This is a genomic window from Caulobacter soli (assembly GCF_011045195.1).
Classification (GTDB): domain Bacteria; phylum Pseudomonadota; class Alphaproteobacteria; order Caulobacterales; family Caulobacteraceae; genus Caulobacter; species Caulobacter soli.
In genome coordinates this window covers 3,602,360-3,615,575 of record NZ_CP049199.1, presented here as the reverse complement: position 1 = coordinate 3,615,575, position 13,216 = coordinate 3,602,360, and the positions used below count along the sequence as shown (strand labels likewise).

Sequence of the window (13,216 nt, the reverse complement as noted above, 5' to 3'; positions counted from 1 at the left end):
GAACGAGACAAATTGCCGCTCCCCCAGAGGTTGTCCCGTTTACCGTAATTTAATTCGCCTCCCACAAGGTTACATTTAGAAAAGATTTCGCATAACGCCGATACTTACTTTCCAGCGGGGGCTGATGTTATTGGCAGGCGTCGAACACAACCTGATCACCTTTGTCGGTGATCTGACGGTTTCCAATATTGTTCAAGCTCACGAAGAGCTGGGAGCCGCCCTGCGACAGGACGGTCCTGTCGTCGTGGACATCGATGGCGTGGCCGAAATCGACCTGACCTTCGTTCAGTTGCTTGAGTCCGCTCGTCGGAAGGCGGCCGAGACTGGGCGTGACCTTACTCTGCGTCACCCCGCCGACGGCGCAGTACTGGAAGTGCTGCGACGCGGCGGCTTCCTCGACAACGAAAACTCCCAGCGTGCGCAGTTCTGGCTGCAAGGGGCCGCCCAATGACTTCGATCCTCACCGTCGACGATTCCGCCAGCATCCGTCAGGCGATCAAGATCGCCCTGAGCGGCGAAGGCTACGCCGTCACCGAGGCGGTGAACGGCCAGGACGGCCTGGACAAGGGTTCGGCCGGCGGCTTCGACCTGATCGTCACCGACCTGAACATGCCGGTCATGGACGGACTGCAGATGATCCGCGAACTGCGCCAGCGACCGGCCGGCGCGGGCGTGCCGATCCTGTTCCTGACCACGGAATCCGACGCCGAGATCAAGGCCCAGGCCAAGGCCGCCGGCGCGACCGGCTGGCTGACCAAGCCCTTCGATCCCGAGCAACTGGTACGGGTCGTCAAGAAGGTCCTGGCCAAATGAGCGGCCAGGATCCCGTCGAGATCTTCCGCCAGGAAGCCCAGGAGCTGTTCGAGGAGATCGAGCAGGGCCTGCTCGATCTGGCTCATCGTCCGGGCGACCGGGATCTGGTCGATGCGGTGTTCCGCGGGCTCCACACCCTGAAAGGGTCTGGGGCCATGTTCGGTTTTGACGCCCTGGCCGCCTTCACCCACCACTGCGAAACCGCCTTCGACCGCGTCCGCAAGGGCGAGGTCGCCGCCACCTCCGAGTTGGTCGGCGCCGTCCTGGCCTGTCAGGACCACATGCGCGCCCTGGCCGAGGGGGGCGCCGCGTCGGAAGCGACCGGCGAAATGCTCCTGGCCGAACTGCACCGTGTCGTCGAAAGCGCCGGCCAGGCCTCGTCCGCCGAGGTCGCCGCCGCCGAGCCCGACCTCAACACCTGGCGCGTGCGGTTCAGCCTGCCGGCCGACGCCCTGGTCAACGGCACCCGGCCGCTGCCGCTGCTGGACGAGCTGCGCGAGCTGGGCGACTGCCAGGTGACCGCCGTCACCGACAACATCCCCGATTTCGACATCCTGGTCGCCAGCGAGTGCCACCTGGCCTGGGACGTGACCCTGGTCACCAAGCATGGCCGCGACGCGATCGAGGACGTCTTCATCTTCGTGATCGACGACATGACCCTGGACATCCAGGCGGTCGGCGAGGCTTCGGTCGAAGCCGCCGTTGTCGAGAAGGCCGTCGTCGAAGCCGCGCCGAGCGCCGCCGCCCCGATCGCCGCTCCGGCCAAGGACGAGGCCCCCGCCGCCGGCGAAGGTCGCAAGGCCGGGGGCGACACCGTCCGCGTGCCGGCCGAGCGCCTCGACGAGATGATGGACCGCGTGGGCGAACTGGTCATCGCCCAGTCGCGCCTCAAGCAACTGGCCGCTTCCAGCAGCGATATCGCCCTGCGCGCCGTCGCCGAGGAGATCGAGCGCCTGGCTTCGGAAATGCGCGACACCATGATGGTCGTGCGCATGGTGCCAATCGCCCAGCTGTTCGGCCGCTTCCGCCGCCTGATCCATGACCTGGCTCGCGACACCGGCAAGACCATCGAGCTGTCGACCGAGGGCGAGGCCACCGAGCTGGACAAGACGGTGATCGAGCGCCTGGCCGATCCGCTGATCCACCTGATCCGCAATTCCGCCGACCACGGCCTTGAAACCCCCGAACAGCGCCTGGCCGCCGGCAAGTCCGCGACCGGCAACATCGTCCTGGCCGCCCGCCAGTCCGGCGCCGAGGTGGTGATCACCATCACCGACGACGGCCGTGGCGTCGACCGCGCCCGGGTCCGCGCCAAGGCCGAGGAGAACGGCCTGATCCAGCCCGGCCAGGTGCTGAGCGACAGCGACCTGCTGCAACTGATCTTCGCCCCCGGCTTCTCGACCGCGGCGGCGATCACCAACCTGTCGGGTCGCGGCGTCGGCATGGACGTGGTCAAGCGCACCATCGAAGGTCTGCGCGGTTCGATCGAACTGTCCAGCACGCCGGGCGAAGGCTCGGTGGTCTCGCTGCGCATCCCCCTGACCCTGGCGATCATCGACGGCCTGCTGGTGCGGGTCGGGACCGGTCGCTACGTCATCCCGCTGTCGGCCGTCGAGGAATGCGTCGAGCTGTCGGTCGAGCAGGACATGCGCTCGACCGGTCGCAGCCTGATCACCCTGCGTGATCAACTGGTGCCCTTCATCCGCCTGCGTTCGTTGTTCGCCACGGGCCTGGCCCCCGATCCGCACCAGAAGGTGGTGGTGGTCGCGGTCGGGCAGGAGCGGGTGGGCCTGGTCGTCGACCAGATCCTCGGCGACCACCAGACCGTCATCAAGCCGCTGTCGAGCTTCCACGCCGATGTCGGGACCTTTTCGGGCGCGACCATCCTGGGCGACGGCGGCGTCGCCCTGATCCTCGACATCGCCCATCTCGTCGCCGCCGGCCAACGGTCCGACGCCCAACTGCGGGCGGCCAGCTGATGAGCACGCAATCCATGAGCATTCAGGCCTCGAGCATCGAAGCCGAAGCCGCGATCGAAGCCCTGACCTTCGACCTGCAGGGCGAGACCTTCGCCCTCGAGGCGGGAATGGTGCGCGAGGTCCTGGACCTGCTGCCCGAAACCGTCGTGCCCGGCTCGGCGCCCTTCGTCGGGGCGGTGATCAATTTCCGCGGCCGGGTCGTGCCGCTGGTCGACCTGCGCCTGGCTTTCGACATGGACGCCGCCGCGCCCACCATCGACAGCCGCATCGTGGTCATCGAGCACGAACTGGACGGCGAGCCCACGCTGATCGGCCTGCGAGCCGACAAGGTGCACGAGGTCACCTCGATCACTCACGACACCACCGAAGACGCCCCGCGCGTCGGCATGAGCTGGCGCCAGGACTTCATCCGCCGCCTCGCGCGGCGCGGGGGCGACCTGATCGTCATCCCCGACCTCGAACAGATTTTCGCCGCCAAGGGCCGCTCGTCGGCCTCGATCACCCCCATCACCGCCTCGCAACGCTGACCGCGCCGGAGACCTTCCCATGCGTTTCACGATCAAACTGCAACTGGGTCTGGCTTTCGGCCTGATCATCGCGCTCCTGCTGGTTGTCACGTCCTTCGGGATCACCAGCCTGGGATCGACCAATCGCGACATGAACGCGATGGTCGACGGCCCCGCCGTTCGCCTGGCCGCCGCCCAGCAGCTCAACATCCACATGCTCAACGTGGTGCGGGCCGAGAAGAACATGGTGCTGGTCAACTCGGTCGAAGATGTGAAGTCCTACGAGACGACGATCAACAAGGAGCAGGCTGCTTTCCAGGCCCTGCTGACCAAGGCCGAGAGCCTGTCCACGGCCGAAGGCAAGCCCAAGTGGCAGTCGCTGGGCGCGGCCTGGGATCGGATGATCGAGGTGCACGAGCGGGTCTATGACCTGGCCATCGAGAACCACGACGCCGAAGCGGCCGCCCTGTCGATGGGCGACGGCCGCAAGGCGGTGACCGAGGCCAGCGCCCAGGTGCAGGAACTGGTCGACCTGTCGAAGGCCCAGATGGACGCCGCCACCGACAAGGCCGACGCCGACTTCGCCGACGTCCGCAACTGGATGCTGGGTCTGACCGTCGTCTCGCTGCTGATGGCGGCCGGCGCCGCCGTCTACATCTCCATGACGGTCAGCAAAGGCCTCAAGCGCGCGTCCGACGCCGTGCAGACCGTGGCCGACGGCGATCTGACCAAGACGGTCGCCATCACCACCCGCGACGAGATCGGCGACCTGCTGGGTCACGTGAACATCATGATCGAGCGCCTGCAGGGCGTGGTGGCCGACGCCATCTCGGCCTCGGAGAACGTCTCGGCCGGCTCGCAGGAGCTGTCGGCGGCCTCGGAGCAGGTGTCGCAAGGCGCCACCGAGCAGGCCTCGTCGGCCGAAGAGGCCTCGGCCTCGATGGAAGAAATGGCCGCCAACATCAAGCAGAACGCCGACAACGCCGCCCAGACCGAGAAGATCGCCCGCCAGTCGGCCAAGGACGCCGAGGTTTCGGGTGAAGCGGTCAATCGCGCCGTCAGCGCCATGCAGACGATCGCCGAGAAGATCACCATCGTCCAGGAAATCGCGCGCCAGACCGATCTGCTGGCCCTGAACGCGGCCGTCGAAGCGGCCCGGGCCGGCGAGCACGGCCGAGGCTTCGCGGTGGTCGCCTCGGAAGTCCGCAAGCTGGCCGAGCGGTCGCAAACCGCCGCCACCGAAATCGGCGCGGTCTCCACCGACACCGTCAAGGCCGCCCAGTCGGCCGGCGAGATGCTGACCAGCCTGGTGCCCAACATCCGCAAGACCGCCGAACTGGTGGCCGAGATCAGCGCCGCCTGCCGCGAACAGGACATCGGCGCTTCGCAGATCAACGAAGCCATCCAGCAACTGGACAAGGTCACCCAGCAGAACGCCAGCGCCTCGGAAGAGATGTCGGCGACCTCCGAGGAACTGGCGGCCCAGGCCGAGGAGCTGCAGACCTCGATCGCCTACTTCCGCACCGACGCCTCCGGCGGCGCCGCGCGCAAGCCGGTTCGCGCCGCGGCCCCCAAGCGCGCCCCAGCTCCGGTCGCCCGCAAGGTCGCCGCGCCGGCCCGTTCGACCGTGGCCGCCCAGCAGGCCCGCGTCAGCGGCTTCGCCCTGGACCTGACCAATGGCGGCCCCGACGCCGCCGACGCCGACTTCCGCGACTATGCCTGAGGACGGCGTTCCTCGACCTGACCACCCTTAAGTCTCCTTCGGAGCGACCACCGTGCGCCTGACCATCAAACTGAAACTCGCCCTGGCCTTCGGAGGTCTGATCCTCCTGCTGGCCGGCACATCGCTGTTCGGCATCAACGCCCTGGCGACGTCCAACAGCGAGATGAACGCGCTGGTGTCGGGTCCCACCGCGCGCCTGAAGGCCGCCCAGCAGCTCAACATCCACCTGCTGGACATCGTGCGGTCGGAAAAGAGTTTGATGGCGGCGGAGTCCGGCGAGCAGTCCAAGGCGCTGGAGACCAAGATCGACGACGATCGGCAGGCCTTCGAGGACCTGCTGAACAAGACCAAGGAAAAGGCCACCGTCGAGGGCAAGCCGAAGTGGGAAGCCCTGGGCCGGACCTGGGAGCGGTTCCAGGCGGTCGACGACCACCTGCGCGAGCTGATCGACCAAGGCCGCAAGGCCGAGGCCCAGGCGCTGTCGGCCGGCGAGTCGCACCAGCTGGTCGCCGACACCAGCGATCACGTCGAGGGCTTGGTCGAACTGTCGGAGAACCAACTGCAGGCCTCGATCGACAAGGCCGACGCCGACTACGCCCGGATCCGGGCGATCCTGATCGGCCTATCGCTGGTCGCCGTGCTCGTGGCCGCCGGCGCCGCCGTCTGGATCTCGCTGAACATCAGCCGGGGCCTGGGCAAGATCTCCGCCCTGGCCGGCGCCGTGGCGCTTGGCGATCTCGACCAGCAGGTCACGGTGACCAGCAATGACGAGATCAAGGACCTGGTCGACACCGTCAACACCATGACCGCCAATCTGCGCGCCACCGCCGCCCTGGCCGACCGCGTCGCCGACGGCGACCTGACGGTGCAGCCCACCCCGCTGTCGGACAAGGACACCCTGGGCCTGGCCCTGGCCCGGATGGTGGAGCGCCTGCAGGGCGTGGTGGCCGACGCCATCTCGGCCTCGGAGAACGTCTCGGCCGGCTCGCAGGAGCTGTCGGCGGCCTCGGAGCAGGTGTCGCAAGGCGCCACCGAGCAGGCCTCGTCGGCCGAAGAGGCCTCGGCCTCGATGGAAGAGATGGCCGCCAACATCAAGCAGAACGCCGACAACGCCGCCCAGACCGAGAAGATCGCCCGCCAGTCGGCCAAGGACGCCGAGGTTTCGGGTGAAGCGGTCAACCGCGCCGTCAGCGCCATGCAGACGATCGCCGAGAAGATCACCATCGTCCAGGAAATCGCCCGCCAGACCGACCTGCTGGCCCTGAACGCGGCGGTGGAAGCCGCCCGGGCCGGCGAGCACGGTCGTGGTTTCGCGGTGGTCGCTTCGGAAGTCCGCAAGCTGGCCGAGCGCAGCCAGACCGCCGCCACCGAGATCGGCGCCGTGTCGTCGGATACGGTGAAAGCCGCCCAGTCGGCCGGCGAAATGCTGACCAGCCTGGTGCCCAACATCCGCAAGACCGCCGAACTGGTCGCCGAGATCAGCGCCGCCTGCCGCGAGCAGGACATCGGCGCTTCGCAGATCAACGAGGCGATCCAGCAACTGGACAAGGTCACCCAGCAGAACGCCAGCGCCTCCGAGGAGATGTCGGCGACCTCGGAAGAACTGGCCGCACAGGCCGAGGAGCTTCAGACCTCGATCGCCTACTTCCGCACCGACAGCGTCGGTTCGGCTCGCAAGCCGGCGGTTCGCGCCGCCGCCAAGCGTTCGCCCGCGCCGACGGTCCGCAAGGCCGCCGCGCCGGCGCGCACCGTGGCGGCCCAGCAGGCTCGCGTCAGCGGTTTCGCTCTGGACCTGACCAACGGCGGGCCCGACGCCACCGACGCCGATTTCAGGGACTATGCGTGATGGCCACATCTGAAACCGCCTATGTCACCCTGGCGCTCGGCGACGAGGTGTTCGCCGTCTCGGTGGCCTTCGTCCGCGAGATCCTCGACTACCAGGCGCCGTTCGCCATCCCTGAGGGACCGGCCTACCTGCTGGGCCTGACCGACGTGCGGGGCAGGGGCACCCCGACCATCGACCTGCGGATCAAGCTGGGCCTGCCGCGCGCCGAGCCGACCATCGCCACCCGAGTGCTGGTGCTGGACGTGCCGCTGGCCGACCGCGTGCTGTCGCTGGGCCTGGTCGCCGACCGGGTGATCGAAGTGATCACCGTGGCCGCCGAGCAGATCGAGACCGCGCCGGACATCGGCGTGCCGTGGCGTTCGGACTACATCCAGGGCGTGGTGCGCCGGGATAACGCCGCCGGCAAGGGCGGCTTCGTCGTGATCTTCGACCTGCCGCGCCTGCTGACCAGCCAGGACGTCGCTGTCATCGCCCAAGCCGCCTAAACGTTCCGGACGGAAGGACCTTCGTGTCGACTCAAGCTCTCCAGGCCCCTCCGCCGGCCGAACAACTGAGCGAAAAGAACTTCCGCCGCCTGGCCGAGTTCATCCACGGCTACAGCGGCATCAAGATGCCGGCCAACAAGCGCACCATGCTGGAGGGCCGTCTGCGCCGCCGCATGCGAGCCACGCGCATCGGTAACGTTAATGACTACTGCCGGTATCTGTTCGAAGACGACGGCATGACCGCCGAGGTCATCCACCTGATCGACGCGGTGACCACCAACAAGACCGAGTTCTTCCGCGAGCCGGCCCATTTCGACTTCATGGCCAAGAAGGGCCTGGCCGCCCTGGCGGCCGCCGGCCGGCGCGAGATCAAGATCTGGAGCTCGGCCTGCTCGACGGGCGCGGAGCCCTACACCATCGCCATGGTCATGGACGAGTTCTGTGAAAAGCGCCGGGGCGTCGACTATTCCGTCCTGTGCACCGACATCTGCACCGAGGTGCTGGACCAGGCCGTCGCGGGCATCTTCAGCGAGCAGATGATCGAGCCGGTCTCGATGGATCGCCGCCAGCGCTATGTGATGCGCGCCAAGGACCGCAGCACCGGCCAGGTCCGGATCACGCCGCGCCTGCGCGCCAAGCTGGCCTTCGCCCGCCTGAACCTGATGGACGAGGCCTATCCGGTCGACACCGACCTCGACATCATCTTCTGCCGCAACATCCTGATCTATTTCGACAAGGTCACCCAGGCCAAGGTTCTGAACCGGCTGTGCAACCATCTGGCGCCTGGCGGGTATCTGTTCCTGGGCCATTCGGAATCCATCGTCGGCATCGACTTGCCCGTCGTCCAGATCGCCAACACCGTATTCCAGAAGCGGTAGTCGCCATGCCCTTGGGCCGAAAAGTCCGCGTTCTGATCATCGACGACTCGGCGACGGTCCGTCAGACCCTGGCGGCGGTGCTGGAGTCCGATCCGCAGATCGAGGTGATCGGCGTGGCGTCGGATCCGTTCGTCGCCGCCCGCAAGATCGCCGAGGAAATCCCCGACGTCATCACGCTGGACGTCGAGATGCCGCGCATGGACGGCATCACCTTCCTGCGCAAGCTGATGGCCCAGAAGCCGATCCCGGTGGTGATGTGCTCATCCCTGACCGAGGCGGGGTCGGAGACCCTGCTGCAGGCCCTGGAGGCCGGGGCGGTCGACATCATTCTGAAGCCGAAGATGGGCGTGGCCGACCATCTGATGGAATCCAAGATCCGCATCTGCGACGCGGTGAAGGCCGCCGCCGGCGCCAAGCTGGCCGGGTCCAAGCGGCCGGTCCCCCAGTTCGCCCGTCCGGCGCACGAGCCGGAGAAGAAGCTGACCGCCGACGCCATGCTGCCGCCGCCGCCAGCGCCAAAGGGCGGGGCGGCTAGGGCCATGGCGCGCACCACCGAAAGCATCGTCTGCGTCGGCGCCTCGACTGGCGGCACCGAGGCCCTGCGGGTCCTGCTGGAAGCCCTGCCGCCGGACTCGCCGGGCATGGTCATCGTCCAGCACATGCCCGAGAAGTTCACCGCTTCGTTCGCCAAGCGGCTGGACGGGCTGTGCGCGGTCGAGGTCAAGGAAGCCGAGGACGGCGACACCGTGCGGCGCGGCCGGGTGCTGATCGCGCCCGGCAACAAGCACACCCTGCTGGAGCGCAGCGGCGCCCGCTACTACGTCTCGGTCAAGGACGGTCCGCTGGTCTCGCGCCACCGGCCGTCGGTCGACGTGCTGTTCCGCTCGGCCACCCGTTCGGCGGGCTCGAACGCGGTGGGCGTGATCATGACCGGCATGGGCGACGACGGCGCGCGCGGCATGGCCGAAATGAAGCAGGCCGGCGCCTTCACCCTGGCGCAGGACGAGGCCACCTCGGTGGTGTTCGGCATGCCCAAGGAAGCCATCGCCCTGGGCTGCGTGGACCGCGTGGTTCCGCTGCACAACCTGACGACCGAAGTGCTGCGGGCGGCGAACAGGTAGGGCAGGAGACGCCCCTCCGTCGCAACGGATCAGAACAGCACGTCGTCCTCGTCCGCGACCGGCGTCGCGACGACCTCGGTCACGACCGCTTCGCCGAGAGCCTCGGTCAACGCGCGATGAACCTCGCGCTCGCGGGCCATGGTGTACTGCTTGGCCAGCTTGGCCAGCAGGGGGTGCAGGGCCGGGGCGATGTCGTCGGCGAAGATTTCGTCGTCGCCCGCCATGTCCAGAAGCTGGTTGGCGGCGGCGTCCAGCACCGAGCCGATCTGGGTGTGGAGGTCGCAGCGCTCGGCGGCGCGGCGCAGCATGTCGACGACGTCCGCGCCTTGGCGGGCCACGGCGTCCAGGGCGCTGTCGACCCCGTCGCCGGCCTTGCCGATCCGGGCGACGGCGCCGCTCAGCACCGTGGCGGCGGCCGCGGCCTTGCCGTCCTCGCCGTCATGGCTGACGTCGCGCTGGCCCAGGGCCTCGGCGGCGCTGAACAGGCCTTCTAGCGAGCTGGTGGTCTCGGCGGCGGACTTTTCCAGGTGGATGGCGTGGGCGCGCAGTTCAACGGCGATGACGCCCAGCGGCTTGCCGGTCTCGCCGATACGGGCGCACTTCAACGTGGTGTTCAGGGCCATCATCTGCACGTCGGCGCGGATGTTCTGGATGCCGGCGATGCGCTCGGTCAGTTCACGGGCCGAGACGGCGGCCGAGCGGCTGACCTCTTCGGCGGCGCGTTCGCCGGCGGTCATGTCGCCCACCAGCCCCAGGGCCTGGCCGACATTGCCTTCCAGATTGCGCAGGAAGTTGGCCTCGGTCCCGTCGCCCTGGCCCGAAGCCAGGTCGCGCAGGCGCAGCAGTTCCGTCGCGTCGGCGGCCATGCCGATCACGCTGTCATTGATGCGGGCGACCTCGCGATGGAAGTCCTCGCCCATCGCGACCAATTGAGCGCCCAGCAGGCGGTGCACGAAGGCGTGGGCGCGCTCGCGCGGTTCGGCCGGCAAGGCGGCGATCTCGCCCGCCTCGTCCAGGAACGTCAGCCCGGCCTGCACGTGCTCGATCCGCTGGCGGGTGCTGTCGCCGACCTGCAGGGCGGCCAGGCCGCCGCCGACCTTCTTCTGGACGTCGCGCGCCAGGGCGGCGACGGTGACGGCGACGCTGGCGATGCGGGCGTGATGATCGGCGATGGCGGCCGCGCTGGCCGTCAGGGCGTCGGGCACGGCCGGCAGCAGGGTGGCGCAGTTCTTGGCCAGGGTCTGCTCATGCGCCAGGGCGCCGCGCAGGGTGTGGTCCAGACCCATCAGGTCGTTGTTCAGCGCGTCCAGCTGGGCGCCGCCCATCTCGATGCAGTCGTAGATCTCCTGGGCGAAGATCGCGAATTCGGGGCCGGCCGCGGCGATGCCGCCGGAGGTGATCTTGATGTTGATCGCGAAGACCCGGAGATAGGCCAGGTGCTGGCGCATCTCGCCGATGCGGCCGCCCAGGCCGTCGCTGAACTTGACCAGTTCGCCCACGCGGTCGCGGCGGGCGTCCAGGCTGTCGGGCAGGGATTTCAGGGTTTCGGCCGCCTGGACCAGTTCGCCGGTGGTCGCGGCGACGGTCTCGGCGTCGAGATTGGCGCGGATGGCGTCCAGGGCGGCGATCAGCGAGCCGACGCCGTCGACGGCGCGCGACAGCACGTCGCCGGCTTCGAGAAAGCGGGTTTCCACCACCTGACGGGCGGCTTCGAGGCGCGCGCCGATCCGCGCGCCGCCACCAGCCTGGGAGGAGGCCTGGTAGGGCGTCGCGAAAGCCGCGGAGGAAGACGCTAAGGCCATGAAATCGCCGGATGTTTACGCTGGCCGCACTATGCCGGAGGATGTGCGAAGGCGGGGTAAAGATCGGGGCGTGTTTTTCCGATTCAGGCTTCGGCGACGGCGGCTTCGGGCAGGCACTGGGCCGCCTCGAACGCCTGGCCGATGGCGGCGAACAGCATGGCGCTGGTGATCGGCTTTTCCAGGTGCAGGTCGGCGCCGGCCTCGCGGCTGGCGCGGACGTGCTCGGGGCGCGCATTGGGTCAGCATGATGATCGGCGTGCGGCCCGCGCCCGACGCCGCCTCGCGCGCCCGGATCTCGCGAACCGCGTCCAGCCCGTCCATGACCGGCATCTGCATGTCCATCAGGATCAGGTCGGGCGCGGCGACCCTGTAGACGTCGACGGCCTCGCGGCCGTTCTCGGCGGTGAAGATCTCGGCCACCTCGGCCAGCATCAGCTCGACGATCTTGCGGTTGGTCGGATGGTCGTCGGCGACCAGCACGCGGGGCGTGTCGGGCCCCTCGGCCGCGCAGTCGGCGGCGGTCTCGGCCGGCGCCGCGTGATGGACGGGGAGGGGCAGGGTGAACCAGAAGGTCGACCCCTGGCCCGGCGCGCTGTCGCACTCCAGGGCGCCGCCCATCAGTTCGACCAGCTCGCGCGAGATCGCCAGGCCCAGGCCCGCGCCGCCGAACCGGCGCGTGAACGAGGCGTCGGCCTGCTGGAAGCGGTCGAAGATCCGCGCCTTCTCGGCCGCGTCGAAGCCGATCCCGGTGTCGGACACCGAGAACCGCGCCCGGCCGTCGGCGTCGAGGATCGCGTCCAGCGTGACCTGGCCGCGGTCGGTGAACTTCACGGCGTTGCTGAGCAGGTTGGTCAGCACCTGGCGCAGCCGGGCGCCGTCGCCGGTCACCATGACGTCGGCGCCCGCCGAAACATGGGCCTCCAGGGCGACTCCCTTTTCCTCGGCGCGCAGGGCGCACAGGGCAGCGACCGAGCGGGCCATGTCGCCCAGGTGGAACGCGCCGTTTTCGACGGCCACCTGGCCGGCCTCGACGCGCACCAGGTCGAGAATGTCGGACAGCAGCCGCTCCAGACCGCGACCGGAATTGAGGATGATCTCGACCAGCTCCCGCGCGCGCGGATCGAGCGCGCTCTTGGCCAGCAGGTCCGCGCCGGCGACGATGCCGTTCAGCGGCGTGCGGATCTCGTGGCTCATATTGGCCAGGAAGGCGGTCTTGGCCTGGCTGGCGTGTTCGGCCTGTTCCAGGGCGGCGCGCAGCGAGGCGGCGGCCGACCGGCGGGCCGTGACGTCCTCGCCCAGGGTGATCAGGTGGCGCGCGCCGACGTCGTCATAGGTGGCCAGGGTCTTGGTCGTGAAATAGCGCGGCAGGCCGTCGGCGCCGACGCCCAGCGCGTCTTCCGACAGCTGCATCTCGCCGGACCGCAGGACCTTGGCCTCGATCTGCGCCGACTGGGCGGCGATCTCGGGCGACAGGACCTCGGCGGCTGTCCGGCCCATGGCTTCGTCGGCGACCACGCCCAGCGCGTCCTCGGCCGCGCGGTTGATCAGCACGTAGCGGCCGTCCTCGACGTTCTTCACCGTCAGGGGCGAGGGCAGGAGCTGGATGACCGTCCGCAGGAAGCCCTGGGTCTCGACGGTCTGGGTCACGTCGCGGGCGGTCGCCAGCAGGCGGATCGCCTGGCCCGCCCGATCCACGATGGGCGAGATGGTCGTGTCGCAATAGGCGCGGGTGTGCTGCGCCGCGCCGAGGAAGGCGCGGAAGCGGGCGACCTGTCCGGTCACGGCGATATTGAACGAGCGGTCGAGCGAGAAGCGGCTTTCCTCGGGCCAGATCTCGCGCCAGTTGGCGAGGTCGGCGGGACCGGCGGGGAACATCGCCCGGGCGCGGCGATTGGCGTGCTCGATGGAGCCGTCCAGCCGCAGGATCCAGGCGCAGTCCTGGCTGGCGTCCAGGATGTCGAGGGCGCCGTAGCCGACGCTCTGATCGCTGGAGGACTGGCCGTGCACGGCTCGCGGGGCCTTTCTGGCTGACTGTCGGGTCGCGCTGTCCACTGACAGGCGAC

11 protein-coding genes are annotated in these 13,216 nt (G+C 68.8%); 9 read left to right on the top strand and 2 right to left on the bottom strand.

Annotated elements, in window-relative coordinates; genetic code table 11:
* The first annotated feature begins 124 nt into the window (after nucleotides 1-124).
* Genes G3M62_RS16900 through G3M62_RS16860 form a run of 9 tightly spaced genes read left to right on the top strand, consistent with a single transcriptional unit; the run spans nucleotide 125 to nucleotide 9,351 of the window.
* Nucleotides 125-451 (top strand): STAS domain-containing protein, encoded by a 327-nt coding sequence (locus G3M62_RS16900; protein ID WP_165189002.1) that lies wholly within the window; start codon nucleotides 125-127, stop codon nucleotides 449-451.
* Nucleotides 448-813 (top strand): response regulator, encoded by a 366-nt coding sequence (locus tag G3M62_RS16895; protein ID WP_029908153.1) that lies wholly within the window; start codon nucleotides 448-450, stop codon nucleotides 811-813. The genes G3M62_RS16900 and G3M62_RS16895 overlap by 4 nt, the downstream gene beginning before the upstream one ends.
* On the top strand, nucleotides 810-2,792 hold the full coding sequence (locus tag G3M62_RS16890; RefSeq protein ID WP_165189000.1) for a chemotaxis protein CheA: 1,983 nt from the start codon (nucleotides 810-812) through the stop codon (nucleotides 2,790-2,792). The genes G3M62_RS16895 and G3M62_RS16890 overlap by 4 nt, the downstream gene beginning before the upstream one ends.
* Nucleotides 2,792-3,319, top strand: a complete 528-nt coding sequence (locus tag G3M62_RS16885) for a chemotaxis protein CheW (RefSeq protein ID WP_165188998.1) — start codon at nucleotides 2,792-2,794, stop codon at nucleotides 3,317-3,319. The genes G3M62_RS16890 and G3M62_RS16885 overlap by 1 nt, the downstream gene beginning before the upstream one ends.
* A gap of 19 nt (nucleotides 3,320-3,338) precedes the next feature.
* Nucleotides 3,339-5,021 carry a methyl-accepting chemotaxis protein gene (locus tag G3M62_RS16880; protein ID WP_165188996.1) on the top strand — a complete coding sequence of 561 codons (1,683 nt, stop codon included), beginning with the start codon at nucleotides 3,339-3,341 and terminating at the stop codon, nucleotides 5,019-5,021.
* 52 nt (nucleotides 5,022-5,073) lie between these two features.
* Nucleotides 5,074-6,867: a methyl-accepting chemotaxis protein gene (locus tag G3M62_RS16875; RefSeq protein WP_165188994.1), complete on the top strand. Its 1,794-nt coding sequence runs from the start codon at nucleotides 5,074-5,076 to the stop codon at nucleotides 6,865-6,867.
* Nucleotides 6,867-7,352, top strand: coding sequence for a chemotaxis protein CheW (locus G3M62_RS16870; protein WP_165188992.1), 486 nt, complete (start codon nucleotides 6,867-6,869; stop codon nucleotides 7,350-7,352). The genes G3M62_RS16875 and G3M62_RS16870 overlap by 1 nt, the downstream gene beginning before the upstream one ends.
* A 23-nt stretch (nucleotides 7,353-7,375) precedes the next feature.
* Nucleotides 7,376-8,230 (top strand): CheR family methyltransferase, encoded by an 855-nt coding sequence (locus G3M62_RS16865; RefSeq protein ID WP_165188990.1) that lies wholly within the window; start codon nucleotides 7,376-7,378, stop codon nucleotides 8,228-8,230.
* Between the two features lie 5 nt (nucleotides 8,231-8,235).
* Nucleotides 8,236-9,351, top strand: a complete 1,116-nt coding sequence (locus tag G3M62_RS16860; protein WP_205691877.1) for a protein-glutamate methylesterase/protein-glutamine glutaminase — start codon at nucleotides 8,236-8,238, stop codon at nucleotides 9,349-9,351.
* Nucleotides 9,352-9,380: 29 nt separating this feature from the next.
* Here G3M62_RS16860 and G3M62_RS16855 read toward each other — a convergent pair whose 3' ends face one another.
* The gene (locus G3M62_RS16855) at nucleotides 9,381-11,153 is read right to left on the bottom strand and encodes a methyl-accepting chemotaxis protein (RefSeq protein ID WP_165188988.1); all 1,773 of its coding nucleotides are present in this window, start codon (nucleotides 11,151-11,153) and stop codon (nucleotides 9,381-9,383) included.
* 15 nt (nucleotides 11,154-11,168) lie between these two features.
* Nucleotides 11,169-13,160 (bottom strand): hybrid sensor histidine kinase/response regulator, encoded by a 1,992-nt coding sequence (locus tag G3M62_RS16850; protein WP_165188986.1) that lies wholly within the window; start codon nucleotides 13,158-13,160, stop codon nucleotides 11,169-11,171.
* Nucleotides 13,161-13,216: the final 56 nt, after the last annotated feature.

Excerpts from the sequence above, each read along its gene's own strand:
- G3M62_RS16900 (WP_165189002.1), top strand. The coding sequence starts at position 125 with ATGTTATTGGCAGGCGTCGAACACAACCTGATCACCTTTGTCGGTGAT.
- G3M62_RS16895 (WP_029908153.1), top strand. The coding sequence starts at position 448 with ATGACTTCGATCCTCACCGTCGACGATTCCGCCAGCATCCGTCAGGCG.
- G3M62_RS16890 (WP_165189000.1), top strand. The coding sequence starts at position 810 with ATGAGCGGCCAGGATCCCGTCGAGATCTTCCGCCAGGAAGCCCAGGAG.
- G3M62_RS16885 (WP_165188998.1), top strand. The coding sequence starts at position 2,792 with ATGAGCACGCAATCCATGAGCATTCAGGCCTCGAGCATCGAAGCCGAA.
- G3M62_RS16880 (WP_165188996.1), top strand. The coding sequence starts at position 3,339 with ATGCGTTTCACGATCAAACTGCAACTGGGTCTGGCTTTCGGCCTGATC.
- G3M62_RS16870 (WP_165188992.1), top strand. The coding sequence starts at position 6,867 with ATGGCCACATCTGAAACCGCCTATGTCACCCTGGCGCTCGGCGACGAG.
- G3M62_RS16860 (WP_205691877.1), top strand. The coding sequence starts at position 8,236 with ATGCCCTTGGGCCGAAAAGTCCGCGTTCTGATCATCGACGACTCGGCG.
- G3M62_RS16855 (WP_165188988.1), bottom strand. The coding sequence starts at position 11,153 with ATGGCCTTAGCGTCTTCCTCCGCGGCTTTCGCGACGCCCTACCAGGCC.